Source organism: Cellulomonas persica (genome assembly GCF_007989825.1).
Taxonomy (GTDB): Bacteria; Actinomycetota; Actinomycetes; order Actinomycetales; family Cellulomonadaceae; genus Cellulomonas; species Cellulomonas persica.
On sequence record NZ_BJUA01000028.1, the window covers coordinates 1 to 15,156 of the forward strand.

General features: G+C 72.7%; 13 protein-coding genes and 1 riboswitch. Of the genes, 9 read left to right on the top strand and 4 right to left on the bottom strand.

What is annotated here, in order from left to right:
• Window positions 1-233 precede the first annotated feature (233 nt).
• Both CPE01_RS15850 and rfbA read right to left on the bottom strand, forming a co-directional pair.
• Window positions 234-2,189, bottom strand: coding sequence for an HNH endonuclease signature motif containing protein (locus CPE01_RS15850; RefSeq protein WP_146807774.1), 1,956 nt, complete (start codon window positions 2,187-2,189; stop codon window positions 234-236).
• Window positions 2,190-2,325: 136 nt separating this feature from the next.
• A complete protein-coding gene (gene rfbA, locus CPE01_RS15855) occupies window positions 2,326-3,198 on the bottom strand; it encodes a glucose-1-phosphate thymidylyltransferase RfbA (RefSeq protein ID WP_146807775.1) in 873 nt (290 codons plus the stop codon).
• A gap of 105 nt (window positions 3,199-3,303) precedes the next feature.
• On the opposite strand from rfbA, the gene CPE01_RS15860 reads away from it, so the two are divergent.
• Window positions 3,304-4,752, top strand: coding sequence for an NCS2 family permease (locus CPE01_RS15860; RefSeq protein ID WP_146807776.1), 1,449 nt, complete (start codon window positions 3,304-3,306; stop codon window positions 4,750-4,752).
• A 162-nt stretch (window positions 4,753-4,914) separates the two neighbouring features.
• On the opposite strand, the gene CPE01_RS15865 is transcribed toward CPE01_RS15860, so the two are convergent.
• Window positions 4,915-5,418: a VanZ family protein gene (locus CPE01_RS15865; RefSeq protein ID WP_146807777.1), complete on the bottom strand. Its 504-nt coding sequence runs from the start codon at window positions 5,416-5,418 to the stop codon at window positions 4,915-4,917.
• 68 nt (window positions 5,419-5,486) lie between these two features.
• Between CPE01_RS15865 and CPE01_RS15870 the strand changes: the two genes are divergently transcribed.
• The 4 genes from CPE01_RS15870 to CPE01_RS15885 all read left to right on the top strand — a co-directional run bounded on the left by CPE01_RS15870 (window position 5,487) and on the right by CPE01_RS15885 (window position 9,710).
• Complete coding sequence (locus CPE01_RS15870) at window positions 5,487-6,809, top strand: UDP-glucose dehydrogenase family protein (RefSeq protein WP_146807778.1); 1,323 nt, start codon at window positions 5,487-5,489, stop codon at window positions 6,807-6,809.
• Window positions 6,810-6,974: 165 nt separating this feature from the next.
• A complete protein-coding gene (locus tag CPE01_RS15875; protein ID WP_146807779.1) occupies window positions 6,975-7,400 on the top strand; it encodes a MarR family winged helix-turn-helix transcriptional regulator in 426 nt (141 codons plus the stop codon).
• Window positions 7,397-8,827: an MFS transporter gene (locus tag CPE01_RS15880; RefSeq protein ID WP_146807780.1), complete on the top strand. Its 1,431-nt coding sequence runs from the start codon at window positions 7,397-7,399 to the stop codon at window positions 8,825-8,827. Before CPE01_RS15875 ends, CPE01_RS15880 begins: the two co-directional genes overlap by 4 nt.
• A gap of 235 nt (window positions 8,828-9,062) precedes the next feature.
• A complete protein-coding gene (locus CPE01_RS15885; protein WP_246784001.1) occupies window positions 9,063-9,710 on the top strand; it encodes a peptidase in 648 nt (215 codons plus the stop codon).
• Window positions 9,711-9,834: 124 nt separating this feature from the next.
• On the opposite strand, the gene serC is transcribed toward CPE01_RS15885, so the two are convergent.
• The gene (gene serC, locus CPE01_RS15890; protein WP_246784002.1) at window positions 9,835-10,974 is read right to left on the bottom strand and encodes a phosphoserine transaminase; all 1,140 of its coding nucleotides are present in this window, start codon (window positions 10,972-10,974) and stop codon (window positions 9,835-9,837) included.
• A 105-nt stretch (window positions 10,975-11,079) separates the two neighbouring features.
• Here serC and CPE01_RS15895 point away from each other — a divergent pair, with 105 nt between their 5' ends.
• From CPE01_RS15895 to CPE01_RS15910, 4 genes are all read left to right on the top strand, one after another.
• Complete coding sequence (locus CPE01_RS15895) at window positions 11,080-11,772, top strand: iron-dependent transcriptional repressor DtxR (RefSeq protein WP_146807786.1); 693 nt, start codon at window positions 11,080-11,082, stop codon at window positions 11,770-11,772.
• A 424-nt stretch (window positions 11,773-12,196) separates the two neighbouring features.
• A riboswitch (cyclic di-AMP (ydaO/yuaA leader) is annotated at window positions 12,197-12,358 on the top strand.
• Window positions 12,359-13,120 carry a C40 family peptidase gene (locus CPE01_RS15900; RefSeq protein ID WP_146807782.1) on the top strand — a complete coding sequence of 254 codons (762 nt, stop codon included), beginning with the start codon at window positions 12,359-12,361 and terminating at the stop codon, window positions 13,118-13,120.
• Window positions 13,121-13,372: 252 nt separating this feature from the next.
• A complete protein-coding gene (locus CPE01_RS15905) occupies window positions 13,373-13,882 on the top strand; it encodes an HNH endonuclease (protein WP_146807783.1) in 510 nt (169 codons plus the stop codon).
• 161 nt (window positions 13,883-14,043) lie between these two features.
• Complete coding sequence (locus CPE01_RS15910; protein ID WP_146807784.1) at window positions 14,044-15,105, top strand: universal stress protein; 1,062 nt, start codon at window positions 14,044-14,046, stop codon at window positions 15,103-15,105.
• Window positions 15,106-15,156: the final 51 nt, after the last annotated feature.

Genomic DNA, 15,156 nt, shown 5'->3' on the forward strand with positions numbered 1-15,156 from the left:
GACGTCGACCGCGCGAGGTCCTGCGGCGTGACGTCGACCCGCGAGCCGTTCTGCTGCATGACGTCGACCTGCGCGACGTCCTGCTGCGTGACGTCCTGCTGCGTGACGTCGAACCGCGATGTCCTGCGGTGTGACCTCGAACCGCGCGATGTCAGGTGGCGCGACGACGGACGCGGTCGCGTGCGGTCTGTCGCGCGGGATCGCCTCGACCGCGTTGGCGGCAGTCGCAGCTGTCACGTGCGCAGAGGTGTCATCGTGCTCGCCGGACCATTGCGTGTGCGGCCCAGGCGGTCGCGGAACGTGTAGCGAGGGCGCTCGACGCGGCCTCGCGGCCGGGACCCGGCCGCCGTTGCTGCCACGCCGCCTGAGGTCCCTCCGCCGACCACGTCGCCAGCAGACCTGGCGCCCACGTCTGTGCGGCCCACATCTGTGCCGCCCAGAGCGGTGCTGCCCGGCACGGCGCCGTCCAGTAAACCGTCCAGAACGGTGGCGCCCAGCACAGTCTCGCCCGCGACGTGCACCGCCGGAGCGAGTGCAGGGGAGGGTGCGAGCTCGCGGGTGATGCCCAGGTCGAGGCGGTGCACCTCGTGATGGTGGAAGTCGCACAGCAGCACGGCGTTCGCCAGGTCGGTCCGTCCGCCGTCGCGATGCCACCACGCGACGTGGTGCACCTGGCAGTAGGCAGGCGGGACCCCGCACCCGTTCCAGGCGCACACCCTGTCGCGCGCCACGACCGCCTTGCGCTGCGCGGGGGTGAACATCCGCTTGGTCCGCCCGACGTCCAAGGGGACGCCCTGCGCATCCATGACGACGCGCGTCATCGCGCAGTCGCACAGCGCCGCCGCGAGCTCGCTCGCCGACACGACCTTCCCGTCCTCACTCGTCGCCGGCACCAGCACGTGCCCTTCTTCGTGAACGCCCTGTTCACGACTACCGCGTTCACGAGTGCCATGTTTGCGACCGCCGTGCTGCGGATCGCGGTGCTCGTCGGTGTCGCCCTCGGCAGCGCTCAGATCGCCGGGTCCAGTCGCCGGTGCGTCCGACCTGACTGTCGACGCGCGTGCGCCGTGCTCCTGCTCGCGGGGCGTGTCGAGGTCGCGCGTCGTCCCGCTGCGGTGTCGCTCGGCATGACCGTGGTGCTGGGCGCGACGCCGCACCGCGTACCAGGTCTCGGCCGGGACGAGCAGGCTGATCTGCGGGACGACACCCGGTGTCGCCACGACGACGCCGTCGTCGATCTCGCCCTCGTCGTCGATCTCGCTCTCGACGCCACCGCCCGGCCCGTGGCCCGCTGCGTCGTCGCCCGCGAGGGACACCGTGGCCGCGCTGCTCGCCCTCGACGGCGCGTGGGCCGAACGCGTGTCGGGCGCGACGCCCACCGGCTCGCGTGTGCCCGAGCCGCGGGGAGCCGGCCCGCCCAGGGCGTGGCGGGCGAGGGCGGTGAGCGCGTCGGCGCGCGCCTGCTCGGGTGCTCGGTCGTCGTCCGGCCGGTGGCCCGTCGCGTCGAGCGCGGCCTGCAACGCGCTGCCCGCGAGCGGGTCGAGCCTGCCGCGCAGGAACGTGCCGTCCGACGCGTGCGTGAGGTGCAGGAAGCGCGCCCGCCGCACGGCCTCACGTTCGTCCTCGAACGACGCCGGGTCGTGTGCGGCGGCGAGGACCGCGAGGTCGCGCGAGAACTGGCGGGCGTCGGAGCCGTGCGCGAGCTCGATGACCTGCGCCTGCCCCTGGGGTGACGACAGGAACGCACCCGCCGCCGGCCCCGCGGTGCGCAGGACCTTGGCTAGCACCTCGACGTGCGGCTCGAGCACCTGGCGGTCGAGCACCGCCTCCCGCACTCCCGCGAGCCGGGTCAGCGCGCGCGCGGTGTCGACCTGCAGGTCCGCCTGGCCCCGGGTGCCGCCGATCGTCCGCGCGCGCAGGTCCGCGAACTCGCGCGCGGCGCCCGCGTCCGACGCAGCGCTCTGCTGCGCGACGAGGACAGGCGCTCGCACGCTCGTCGCGAGCGCGGGCAGCCGGTCCAGCAGCGCCAGCACGCGCGCCCGCTCGACCCCCGACCAGCGCTCGGCGTCCTGCGTCGACGACGCCAGGCGCACCAGCTCGTCGACGACGGCGCTCAGCCCGGTGATCACCGGCGCGGCGCCGCCCGGCACGCCCGAGGAGGCATGAAGGGGCGTCGGCGATTCGAACATGTGTACGATTCTAGACGAATCGGACGCTGCTCGCCACGGTTTCCCCCAACGTGTGGACCAGCGCGGGCAGCCGCGCGCGACGGTGTGGACGCCGCACCCGGCGACGCCGAGGCGGGCGGCCGGCGCGCAGTGGCTGTCAGCGGTGCGGGTCGTCGAGCAGGGCCAGGAGGTAGGCGCCGTAGCCGGACTTGCCGAGCGCGGCGGCCCGCACGCGCAGGCCCTCGTCGTCGAGGAACCCGCGCCGCCAGGCGACCTCCTCCGGCGAGCCGACCTTGAGGCCCTGCCGGTGCTCGATCGCCCGCACGTAGTCGCTCGCGTCGAGCAGCGACTCGAACGTGCCGGTGTCGAGCCACGCGGTGCCGCGCGGCAGCACGGACACCTGCAGCCTGCCCTGCTCGAGGTACGCACGGTTGACGTCGGTGATCTCGTACTCGCCGCGTGCGGACGGCGACAGGTCGCGTGCGATCGCGACGACGTCGTTGTCGTAGAAGTACAGGCCGGGGATCGCGTACGACGAGCGCGGCGTGGCGGGCTTCTCCTCGATAGAGAGCGCGCGGCCCTCGTCGTCGAACTCGACGACGCCGTAGGCGGTGGGGTCCGCGACCCGGTAGGCGAACACGGCGGCGCCGTCGACGTCGGAGAACCGCAGGAGCTGGTCGCCCAGTCCGGTGCCGTAGAAGATGTTGTCGCCCAGGACCAGCGCGACCTTCTGGGACCCGACGAAGTCCGCGCCGATGACGAAGGCCTGCGCGAGCCCGTTGGGCTCGGCCTGCACCGCATAGCTGATGGAGATGCCGAACTGGCTGCCGTCGCCGAGCAGCCGGCGGAACTGCTCGGAGTCGTGCGGCGTGGTGATGACGAGCACGTCGCGGATGCCCGCGAGCAGCAGGGTCGAGAGCGGGTAGTAGATCATCGGCTTGTCCCACACGGGGACGAGCTGCTTGCTCACGCCGAGCGTGATGGGGTGCAGGCGCGTGCCGGACCCGCCGGCCAGGATGATCCCTCGCATGGTGCGAAGTATGTCGTGATCGCGCCGGGCGGACCGCGAAAAACGGCGTCCAACCCGTGACACAACTTGTCCACGGACGCTTCGCGGGTCTGCCACACTGCGCGCATGGCTTCGACCTCCGCTGCGCCCGAGCGCACCGAAACTCCCTCCCCCCAGAACGCCATCGACCGCTACTTCAAGATCACCGAGCGTGGCTCGACGATCGGCACCGAGATCCGTGGCGGCCTCGTCACGTTCTTCACGATGGCCTACATCATCGTCCTGAACCCGATCATCCTCGGCGGGACGGATGGCACCGGCGCCGACCTGGCGCCCAAGGCCACCATCGCGGCGACGACCGCCCTCGTCGCCGGTGTCCTGACGATCCTCATGGGCCTGGTCGCGAACTTCCCCCTCGCGCTCGCGGCCGGCCTCGGTCTGAACGCGGTCGTCGCGTTCTCGATCGCGATCCTGCCGGACATGACGTGGCAGGACGCGATGGGCATCGTCGTGCTCGAGGGTCTGTTGATCTTCGTGCTCGTGCTCACCGGCTTCCGCAAGGCCGTGTTCGAGGCGGTGCCGGCGTGGCTGAAGACCGCGATCAGCGTCGGCATCGGCCTGTTCATCGCGTTCATCGGCTTCTTCGACGCCGGCTTCGTCAGCGTGCCCTGGAACCCGGACGCCCCGCCGTCGGTCCCGGTCGAGCTCGGTGTCGCCGGCTCGATCTCCTCGTGGACCGTCGCGGTGTTCGTCTTCGGCCTGCTGCTGACGATCATCCTCATGGTCAAGAAGGTGCGCGGCGCGATCCTCATCTCGATCCTGGCGACCACCGTCCTCGCGATCATCGTGAACGCGGTCGCCGACGTGACGTGGAAGCTCACGACTCCCGAGGTGCCGGACGAGGTCGTCGCCACGCCGGACTTCTCGCTGCTGGGCCACTTCTCGCTGTTCGGCGCGTTCGGCAAGCTCGGCGTGCTGTCGGTGCTGCTGCTGGTGTTCTCGCTCCTGCTCGCGGACTTCTTCGACACGATGGGCACGATGGTCGCCGTCGGTGGCGAGGCCGGTCTGCTCGACGAGAACGGCAACCCGCCGAAGACGCAGCAGATCCTCGTCGTCGACTCGATCGCCGCGGCCGCCGGTGGTGCCGCGGGCGTGTCGAGCAACACGTCGTACATCGAGTCCGCGTCGGGCGTCGGCGACGGTGCCCGCACGGGTCTGGCGTCGGTCGTCACGGGCATCGCGTTCCTGCTGGCGACGTTCCTGTCGCCGCTCGTCGCCGTGATCCCGTCCGAGGCGGCCGCCCCGGCGCTCGTCGTCGTCGGTTTCCTGATGGTGACGCAGGTGCTGGACATCGACTGGCACGACTACACGATCGCCATCCCGGCGTTCCTCACGATGATCCTCATGCCGTTCGCCTACTCGATCACGGCGGGCATCGGCGCGGGCGTCATCCTGTACGTGATCCTGCAGGTCGTGGTGGGCAAGGGTCGCAAGATCCACCCGCTGATCTGGCTGATCGCGGCCATGTTCGTCCTGTACTTCGTGCGCGGACCGATCGAGAACCTCGTCGGCTGACCCCCGACGCGCGTCCGACGGGCCGGTTCCCTCACGGGGGAGCCGGCCCGTCGTGCGTCCGCGGGCGGGTCCCTCAGGCGGCCGACGAGGTGGCGACCAGGCGGCGACCAGGCGGCGACCAGGCGGCGGCGAGGCAGCGGCGAGGCGGCGACGAGGTGCGGGTCAGGCCCGGGTGCGCGCCCGGCGGTCGAGGACGACGAGCGTCGCCCACGCGCCCGCAGCGGCACCGAGCGTGTTCATGACCACGTCCTGCACGGTCGCCACGCGGCTCGGCAGCCACAGCGCCTGCGCGACCTCGATCCCGGTCGAGATCGCGAGCCCGACGAGCGCGACGCGCACCATGAGCCGCAGGCCACGCGCGGAGCGGCCTGCGGGAGCGGCCGCGAGGAGGACGAGCAGCACGCCGAGCGGGGCGAACATCGCGACGTTCGCGAGTGCCTCCACCAGTGCGAACGTGAGGGGGATGCCGTGCGTGACGAGCCAGTCGGTCACACGCCGGACCAGGTCGAGCTGACCGTCGTAGTCCGACGAGGGACGCAGCGTGACGACGGCGACGGAGGCCGCCCAGACGACGAGCGCCGCGACGAGCACCGGGCGCCGCGGGGCGGTGGCGGCTCGCGCGGGAGGTGCCGCGGCAGCGGCCGGGGGAGTGTCGCCTGGGACCACGGATGTGAGGGTAGGCCCCCGTGCGCCGGTACCCTCGTGCGGAGCCGTCGTCGAGTAGGAGAGCTGTCGTGCGCATCAGCGTCATCGGTTGTGGGTATCTGGGCGCGGTGCACGCCGCCGCCATGGCGTCCCTCGGCCACGAGGTCGTCGGCATCGACGTGGACGAGTCGAAGATCGACGCGCTGCGTGCCGGCCGGGCCCCGTTCTTCGAGCCCGGGCTGCCGGAGCTGCTGCTCGAGGCTGGTGCCGCGGGCGGTCTGACGTTCAGCACGGACATCGCCGCGGTCGCCGGTGCCCGCGTGCACTTCGTGTGCGTCGGCACGCCGCAGATGAAGGGCGAGTTCCGCGCGGACCTGTCGTACGTCGACGCCTCCGTCACGTCCCTGATCCCGTACCTGCAGCCGGGCGACGTGGTCGTCGGCAAGTCGACCGTGCCGGTGGGCACGGCCGAGCGTCTCGCGGAGCAGCTCGCCCCGACGGGCGCGACCCTGATCTGGAACCCGGAGTTCCTGCGGGAGGGCTTCGCGGTCGAGGACACGCTGCACCCGGACCGGTTCGTCTACGGCCTCCCGACGCAGGACGGCGAGGTGACGGAGGCGGGCGAGGCGGCGAAGGCGCTGCTCGACGAGGTGTACGCGACGCCGCTGGCCGACGACACCCCGCTCGTCGTGACGGACTACGCGACGGCCCAGCTCGTGAAGGTCGCGGCGAACTCGTTCCTCGCGACCAAGATCTCGTTCATCAACGCGATGGCCGAGCTGTGCGAGGCCACGGGCGGCGACGTCACGCAGCTCGCCGACGCGATCGGCTATGACGCGCGCATCGGCCGTCGCTTCCTCAACGCGGGCCTCGGCTTCGGCGGGGGGTGCCTGCCGAAGGACATCCGCGCGTTCATGGCGCGTGCGGGTGAGCTCGGCGTGGACCAGGCCCTGACGTTCCTGCGCGAGGTCGACTCGATCAACGGGCGTCGTCGCGAGCGCATGGTCGAGCTCGCGCGCGAGGTGTGCGACGGCAGCCTCGTCGACAAGCGCATCGCGGTGCTCGGCGCGACGTTCAAGCCGAACTCCGACGACATCCGGGACTCGCCGGCGCTCGCAGTCGCGGACTCGCTCGAGAAGAACGGTGCGCACGTCGTCGTGACGGACCCGCAGGGCATCGAGAACGCGCGTCGTGCGCGTCCCAACCTGCACTACACGCAGGACGTGCTCGAGGCGGTCCGCGGTGCCGACGTCGTCCTGCTGGGCACGGAGTGGACGGAGTACCGCGACCTCGACCCCGAGAAGCTCGCCGAGGTGGTCACGGGCAAGCACATGCTCGACGGCCGCAACGCGCTGGACCCGGCCCGCTGGCGCGCCGCGGGCTGGACGTACCGCGCGCTGGGTCGCCCCTGACCCGCTGCTCGACGCGAACCGACGCCGCTCGTCCCCTGGTGGGGCGGGCGGCGTCGGTCGTTCGCCACGGTCTCGCCCCGCGGCCGGCACCTGGTCTGCCCGGTTCCCGCCCGATGTGGTACTTCGCACAGATCATTACTGCGAGTAATGAGTTATGCTCACGACATGCCCGTCGCCGCTCCCACCCTCGCCTCGGAGCTGCGCCGCGCCGTGATCATGGCCTCCCGCCGGATCCGGGCCGAGCGCGGCTCCGCCGACCTGTCCGACCCGCAGTACTCCGTGCTGGTGCACCTCGAGCGCAACGGGCAGCTCACGCCCAGCCAGCTCGCCGACCTCGAGCGCATCCAGCCGCCGTCCATGACGCGCACGATCAACTGCCTGGTCGAGGCGGGCCTGGTCGAGAAGGCCGCGCACCCGACCGACGGCCGGGTCGTCGTCGTGAGCCTGACGGAGCAGGGCCGCACCGAGGTCGCCGAGACGCGTCAGCGCCGGTCCGCGTGGCTCGAGGCCCAGCTCGCGGCGATGGAGCCCGACGAACGCGCGCGCCTCGCGGACGCGCTCGAGCTGCTGTGGAGGATCGCGCAGGCATGAGCACGTTCGACTCCCTGCGCTTCTTCAACTACCGCCTGTGGTTCGCCGGCGCGCTCGTCGCGAACGTCGGCACCTGGATGCAGCGTGTCGCCCAGGACTGGCTCGTCCTGACGCAGCTGTCCGACGACTCCGGCGTCGCGGTCGGCATCACGACCGCCCTGCAGTTCGCGCCCGTGCTCGCGCTGTCGGCGTACGCGGGCCTCCTCGCGGACCGCATGGACCGCCGCAAGCTCCTCATCGCCACGCAGGTCGGTCAGGGCCTGCTCGCGCTCGGCCTCGGTCTGCTCGTGCTCGCCGGCAACGCCCAGCTCTGGCAGGTCTACCTGTTCGCGCTCCTGCTCGGCTGCGTCTCCGCGATCGACGGCCCGGTGCGCCAGACGTTCGTGGCCGAGCTCGTCCCGGGCGACAAGCTGTCGAACGCGGTCGGCCTGAACAGCGCGTCGTTCAACGCCGCGCGGCTCGTCGGCCCGGGCGTCGCGGGCCTGCTGATCGCGTGGGTCGGCACCGGCTGGGTGTTCATCATCAACGCGGTGACGTTCGGCGCGACGATCCTCGCGCTGACGTGGATGCGGCGCTCCGAGCTCTACCCGATGCCGACCGCGTCGCGCAGCAAGGGGCAGATCCGGGCGGGCATGCGCTACGTGCGCAAGCGCACGGACATCGTCGTGATCATGGTCGTCGTCGGCGTGGTCTCGACGTTCGGGCTCAACTTCCAGCTCACGAGCGCGCTCATGGCGCGCAGCGAGTTCGGCAAGGGCGCGGGGGAGTACGGCATCCTCGGCTCGGTCCTCGCGATCGGCTCGCTGACCGGCGCGCTGCTCGCGGCCCGGCGTGAGCGGCCGCGCGTCCGGCTCGTGATCGGCGCCGCGTTCGGGTTCGGGATCGCGAGCGGCGTGATGGCGCTCATGCCGACGTACACGTCGTTCGCGATCGCGTGCATCCCCGTGGGGCTCGCGTCGCTCACGATGATGACCGCGGCGAACGCGACCATCCAGATGACCACCGAGCCGGCGATGCGCGGCCGCGTCATGGCGCTCTACATGATCGTGTTCCTGGGGGCGACGCCCGTCGGGTCGCCCATCGTCGGGTGGATCGGCGAGACGTTCGGCGCGCGGTGGTCGATCGGTATCGGCTCGATCAGCGCGCTGCTCGTCTCGACGGCCGCGGCGCTGTGGGCGCGCAAGGCGTGGGACGTCGAGGTCCGCTACCACCTGCACCGGCCGCACCTCGAGGTGCTGTACCCCACGCACGCGGCCGACGAGGAGGTCGGTGTGCCGCACGCGGGTTCCGACGAGGGCCCGTGCGCCCCGTCGTCCGACGACCTCGCCGAGGCGTCGCGCGCGGCGGCTGGGTCGGGGGAGGGCCGCGAGGCCACGGTCGCCGAGGCGAAGGCTCGGGACGCGGCCGACGAGGTGACCGCGGCCTGAACCGCCGCCGGACGGTACCGGGGCGACGCCGGAGGGCGCCGCGGGCAACCGGGGTCACCCGACCGGGCGCGCCCCGCACGTCGCGAAACCGATGAAACGGACGAAATCACCCGATCTGCGGCTAGGTGCGCGGCGCGACAGGGGCGAGGATGGTCCCGAAATGTACGAATCGTCCGCACTCTCACGACGGTGGGTCGTCCTCATGCGCAAGCTCCTGCGAACCTGTCTGGCACTGATGATCGCCGCCTTGGTGGTGGGCGTCCCCTCGGTGGCCACCGCCGCGGACGACCCGGTGTACGGCTGCGAGACCGAGCAGGCCGCGGTCGGCGCGGACGGCGACTACTCGCCGCCGCTGCCGTGCGAGCTGCACGTCCTGGTCAAGCAGCCGATCTGCGACAACGACGTGCCGAAGCTCCGGTACGAGGTCGAGGCGATCGGCTCGCCGAACACGACCGTGACGCTCACGTGGATCAACCCGAGCGGCGCGGACTACGTCCAGGCGGGCCTCCCGCTGTCCGGAACGGTGCTCTGGCCCGGAGCCGTCGAGCAGAACGGGGTCGGGGTGGACTGGCCCGGCTGGCGACAGCTCGCGGACGGCACCTGGGTCGAGGGTGACGAGTGGGACTGGGTCCGCCCGTCCGTGCAGGTGAACTTCGCGGTGAACCCCGAGGCGACGATCACGGTCGCGTACCCGCCGTCGAGCCCGCAGTGCCTGACGAGCCCGCCGGGCACCTCGGTCCTCGTCGACGAGCCTGAGCCGCCCGTGCTGTCGGCCACCGGCTCGAACGCGCTGCCGATCGCGCTCGTCGGCGGCGGGCTGGTCGCCGCGGGTGCGATCGCCGTGGCCGCGACGCGGCGCAACCGCCGCCACACCGAGGTCTGATCCTCGACCTGCGACCGAGCACGACGACGGGCGCCGACCACATGGGTCGGCGCCCGTCGTCGTGCCTCGCGCGCGGGTGCCTGCGGGGTCCGCCGGCGCGCGTCCGGCGCGGGTGAGACGTGCGTCAGAGGAGCTGGTCGACCACGTGGTCGATGCACGCGGTCAGCGCGAGCGCGTCCTGCGGGTCGACCGCGGGGTACGTGGCGATGCGCAGCTGGTTGCGGCCGAGCTTGCGGTACGGCTCGACGTCGACCACGCCGTGCGCGCGCAGCGTCGTGGCGATCGTCGCCGCCTCGACCTGCGGGTCGAAGTCGATGGTCGCCACCACGGGTGAGCGGTGGGCAGGGTCGGCGACGAACGGCGTCGCCCAGTCGCGGGCCTGCGCCCACGCGTAGACGTGGCCCGACGAGGTCGCGCTGCGGTTCGCGGCGAACTCCAGCCCGCCGTTGCCGAGCATCCACTCCACCTGCTCCGCGAGCAGCACGAGCGTGGCGATCGCGGGCGTGTTGAGGGTCTGGTCGAGGCGGGAGTTCGTCACCGCGGTCGTCAGCGACAGGCTCTCGGGGACCCAGCGGCCCGCCTCGAGCCGCGCGGCCCGCTCGATCGCCGCGGGCGACATCGCGGCCAGCCACAGCCCGCCGTCGGACGCGAACGACTTCTGCGGCGCGAAGTAGTAGACGTCGGTCTGCGCGACGTCCACGGGCACGCCGCCGGCGGCCGAGGTCGCGTCGACGAGGACGAGCGCGCCCTGCTCCCGCGAGCCGGCGACGCGCCGGACGGGCGCGACGGCACCGGTCGAGGTCTCGTTCTGCGGCCAGGCGTACACGTCCACGTCCGCGCGCTCGGGCACCGCGACCGAACCGGGCGCCGCGGTCGTCACGACGGGCTCGTCGAGGAACGGCGCGCGCGTGGCCGCGGCCGCGAACTTCGAGCCGAACTCGCCGAACGCGCCGTGCGCCGAGCGGCGCTCGATCAGGCAGAACGTCGCGACGTCCCAGAACGCGGTCGAGCCGCCGTTGCCGAGCACGATCTCGTACCCGTCCGGCAGGCCCAGCAGCTCCGCGAGCCCGGTGCGCACGCGGCGGACCACCGACCGCACGGGCGCCTGGCGGTGGGACGTGCCGAGCAGCGACGTCCCGGACGCGACGAGCGCCTCGACCTGCTCCTGGCGGATCTTGGACGGACCCGAGCCGAACCGGCCGTCGCGCGGCAGGAGGCCGGCGGGGATCGTCAGGGGAGCGGGGGCGGGAGCGTTCTCGGGCACGGGGCGAGGATAGAGCCCCGGCGCCCTCGATGAGCCCGTGGGACCAACTACCCTGTGACTGCGGCCGAGCAGGCACCGGCCGTGGGCGACCTGGGAGGCAACGCGGTGAGCGACCTGATCGACACGACGGAGATGTACCTCAAGACGGTCTACGAGCTCACCGAGGAAGGCATCACCCCGCTGCGCGCGCGCATCGCCGAGCGCCTCGGGCACTCCGGTCCCACGGTCTCGCAGACGGTCGCGCGCATGGAGCGCGACGGCCTGGTCGTCGTCACCGGGGACCGTCACCTCGAGCTCACCGACCTGGGTCTGGCCAAGGCCGTGCGCGTGATGCGCAAGCACCGCCTCGCCGAGCGGCTCCTCACCGACGTCGTCGGGCTCGAGTGGCCGTACGTCCACGAGGAGGCGTGCCGCTGGGAGCACGTCATGAGCGAGCGGGTCGAGAAGCGCCTCGCGGCCCTGCTCGACCACCCGCACTTCGACCCGTACGGCAACCCGATCCCCGGGCTGTCGGAGATCGGCGAGGAGCAGACGCGCGTTGAGTTCCTCGACGGCGTGGCCTCGCTGCTCGACCCCGCGTCGGGGGTCGATGGGCATGCGGTGGTGGCGCGCATCGCCGAGCCGCTGCAGGTCGACGTCGAGCTGCTCGCGCGGCTCGCGGACGCCGGGGTCGTCCCGGGGGCCGCGATCACGGTCGAGAAGCTCGTGGGTGTCGTGACCGTCGGCGTGCCGGGCGCCGAGGTGGTGCTGGACCTGCCCGACGAGGTCGCGCGGCACATCTTCGTCCGCACGCGCTGACGCCCGCCGCCTCCCGCACTGCGAGGCCGCCGCTACACCTGTGCTGATGCTCACGCGGCCGTCCGCCGGCCCGGTGGGCTGACGACGGGCGTGCCGCGCAGCCGCGCGTCTCTACCCCTGGGTGTGCCTCTGCCGCGGTGACCTGCGGGTTCGTCCGAGCTGCCCCACGTGTGGCGATTCGGCCGGATCGTGAGACGGGGCGCCGACGGGTGAAACGCACGAGGTCCGGTGACGCACGCTCCCACACCCGTGACCTGCGGGTCTGCTGGACGTCTGCGGGGGCTGCTGGTCGCACGTCCAAAGAAATCGGTTCTCGTCGTGATCGGAACGTGACAATCCCCGGGAGCCTCATGTACGTTCGACCTGCTTCACCGGAACCCCTCCTCCAACGAAGCCCTCGAGCGGAACGCCTAGCCCTGCCGCCGCACGAGGTCCGCACGAACCGCCGGCAGGGGCGGGGGACCCAATCTGGGCACCACGGTGTCCTTGGGGTGAAGCCCCGTCGCAGACCTCGGTCTGGGACAGGGCCGGGTGTTCTCCCACCCGAACCCGACAGCTGACCTCGCAGGCGACTAGGAGAACGCGCATGACCAATGCACGTCACCGGGCCGCTCGTCGGCCCTCGACGCCGCTGACCGAGCTCGCCGCCGCCGCATCGGAGCAGATGGGCACCGTCGGACGCCGGTCGGCCGTCGTCGCCGCCTCGGGTGGCCTCGTCGTCTCGATGCTGGGCGCGACCCCCGCGATGGCCTCCACCTCGGACAACGCGTCCGCGGCCGGCTCCCTGTCCGCGGTCGACACCGAGGCGCTCACCGCCTCCGCTCGCGCCCTGCTGGAGACGGCGCCCGTCGTGAGCGCGCCCGCCACGGCCGAGTGGAGCATCGACGCCCCCAAGCTCTCGGTCTCGCTGCCCAAGAAGAAGGTCGTGACGACCACCGCGACGCAGACGCGTGAGCGTCAGGTCACGTCGCGCACCGCGCCTCGCGTCGCGAACAACCCGATCCCGCAGACGGTCTCGGGCAACGCGGTCCTCGAGATCGCGGCCCGCTACGTCGGCGTCCCGTACGTCTCCGGCGGCGCGTCGCCCAAGGGCTTCGACTGCTCGGGCTTCGTCTCGTACGTCTACAAGCAGCTCGGTGTGAGCCTGCCGCGCACGTCGAGCGCCATGCGCTACGCCGGCCAGGTCGTCTCGCGCGCCGACGCGAAGCCGGGCGACCTCATCTGGAGCCCCGGCCACATCGCGATCTACGCGGGCGGCAACTCGCAGATCGACGCGCCGCGCCCCGGCAAGACGGTCCAGTTCCGCTCCATCTGGCAGAGCTCGCCAGTCTTCATCCGAGTCGGCTGACTCCCACGCCGTGCCACGAGGCCCCGGACGACACGAGATGTCGCCGGGGCCTCGTCGTCTTCGTCACCTGGACGGTGCGGCTAGTCTGATCGCGCACCGAAGCTCGTCAGGTCGGGCCAGCCAGGTCCGACCGTCAGGTCGGGAGGGCGCCGTGCCGAGAGCAGCGACAGCGTCGAAGGACGCGCCGTGGGACATGACGGAGGCGGTCGCGCGCTGCGCGCCCGCCCGCGGCACCCGACGAGGCGCGCGGCCATGAGCGGCACCCTGGTCCTCAACGCCTCCTACGAGCCGCTGTGCGTGGTCCCGGTGCGCCGGGCCGTGGTGCTGCTGCTGCTGGACAAGGCCGTCGTGGAGAGCGCCGGGGACCGCGTGCTCCACTCCGAGCACCTGGCCGTCGTCGCGCCGTCCGTCGTGCGGCTCCAGCGGTACGTCCGCGTGCCCCGACGCTCGCACGCCCCGATCACGCGCCGTGCGGTGCTCGCGCGCGACCACGAGCGGTGCGCGTACTGCTCCGGACGCGCCGACACGATCGACCACGTCATCCCGCGGAGCCGGTCCGGCCGCAACGTGTGGGAGAACGTCGTCGCGGCGTGCGCGCGCTGCAACCACCGCAAGGCCGACCGGCTGCTGTCCGAGATCGGCTGGGAGCTGCGGTTCACGCCGCGCCCGCCGCACACCGCGATCATCGGTCACGGCGTGCACCTGCGGCGGCCGGACTGGGAGCCGTACCTGCACGGCTGGTCGGACGCCGTCGTGGCCTGACGCCACGGCCGGGCGCGGGGACGCGCGTCTCGGACGTCGCTCTTGAGGAAGTCTTGGTGTTGACTTGAGGGAGACCGGCCGGGCGACCGGACGGTCCGCTCGAGGCAGCCACCTCGAGCGGTGAGACGGCCGCGACGGCCAGGACGGGCGGAGGAGCAGGCATGACGCGCGACGACGTGATCCTCGTGGGGGTCGACGGGTCGACAGCCAGCCTCTACGCGCTCGACTGGGCCGCCGCGGAGGCGCAGCGTCGCGGCTGGCGGCTGCACCTCGTGTGCGCGTACGCGCTGCCGTCGTTCGCGGCGGCCTCGCTCGACGGCGGGTACGCCGCGCTCGACGACTCCGCGATCCAGGAGGGTGCCGCGGCGGTGCTCGCCGAGGCCTCCGCACGGGTCTCCGGACGCGGTGTCGCGGTCACCGCGAAGGTGCACACCGGCGATGCGGCGGGCGTGCTCGTCGAGCTGTCGCGCGAGGCGCGGCTCGCGGTGGTCGGCACGCGCGGGCGCGGCGGGTTCGCCGACCGCCTGCTCGGCACGGTCTCGTCGGCCCTGCCGGCGCACGCGTTCTGCCCGACGGTCGTGGTGCCGCTGCGCGACGCGCAGGGCCACCAGCTCCCCGAGGGCAACGAGATCCCGCCCGTGCCGGAGGGGCGTCGCATCGTCGTCGGTGTCGACGGCTCGCCGCAGGCGGAGCGTGCGCTGCAGTACGCGATCGACGAGGCGCACGCGTGGGACGCGCAGCTCACCGCCGTCTCGGGCGTGCCCGTAGGGTCGATGACGGGGCTCCTCGCGTGGCTGCCGTCCGCGGTCGACCACGAGCAGGTGCTCCGTGACATGGCGGAGGGGCTCGACGTCGTGGTCGACCGGGCCGTGGCCGGGCGTTCGGTGGCCGTACGCCGGTTCGCGCTCGACGGCACGGGTGCCGAGCTGCTCACCGAGTTCTCGTCGGCCTCCGACCTCGTGGTCGTCGGCTCGCGGGGCCGCGGTGGCTTCCGTGGTCTCCTGCTGGGCTCGACGAGCCAGGCCGTGCTGCACCACGCGACGTGCCCCGTGATGGTGGTCAGCAGCCGGGCCGACGAGCTGCCGCCGCCGGTCGCGTCCGGCGAGGCGACCGCTCCGGCCGAGCATGCCGTGCCCGAGACGACTGCGCGGTCCGACGAGGCCGTGCCGTCGGACGAGACCGGCCAGCCCGACGAGACGGCGCAGTCCGACGAGACCGCGTAGGCCGCGAGGACCCGCGTCGGCCGGCGAGGTCGCCCCCCCCCCCCCCCCCCC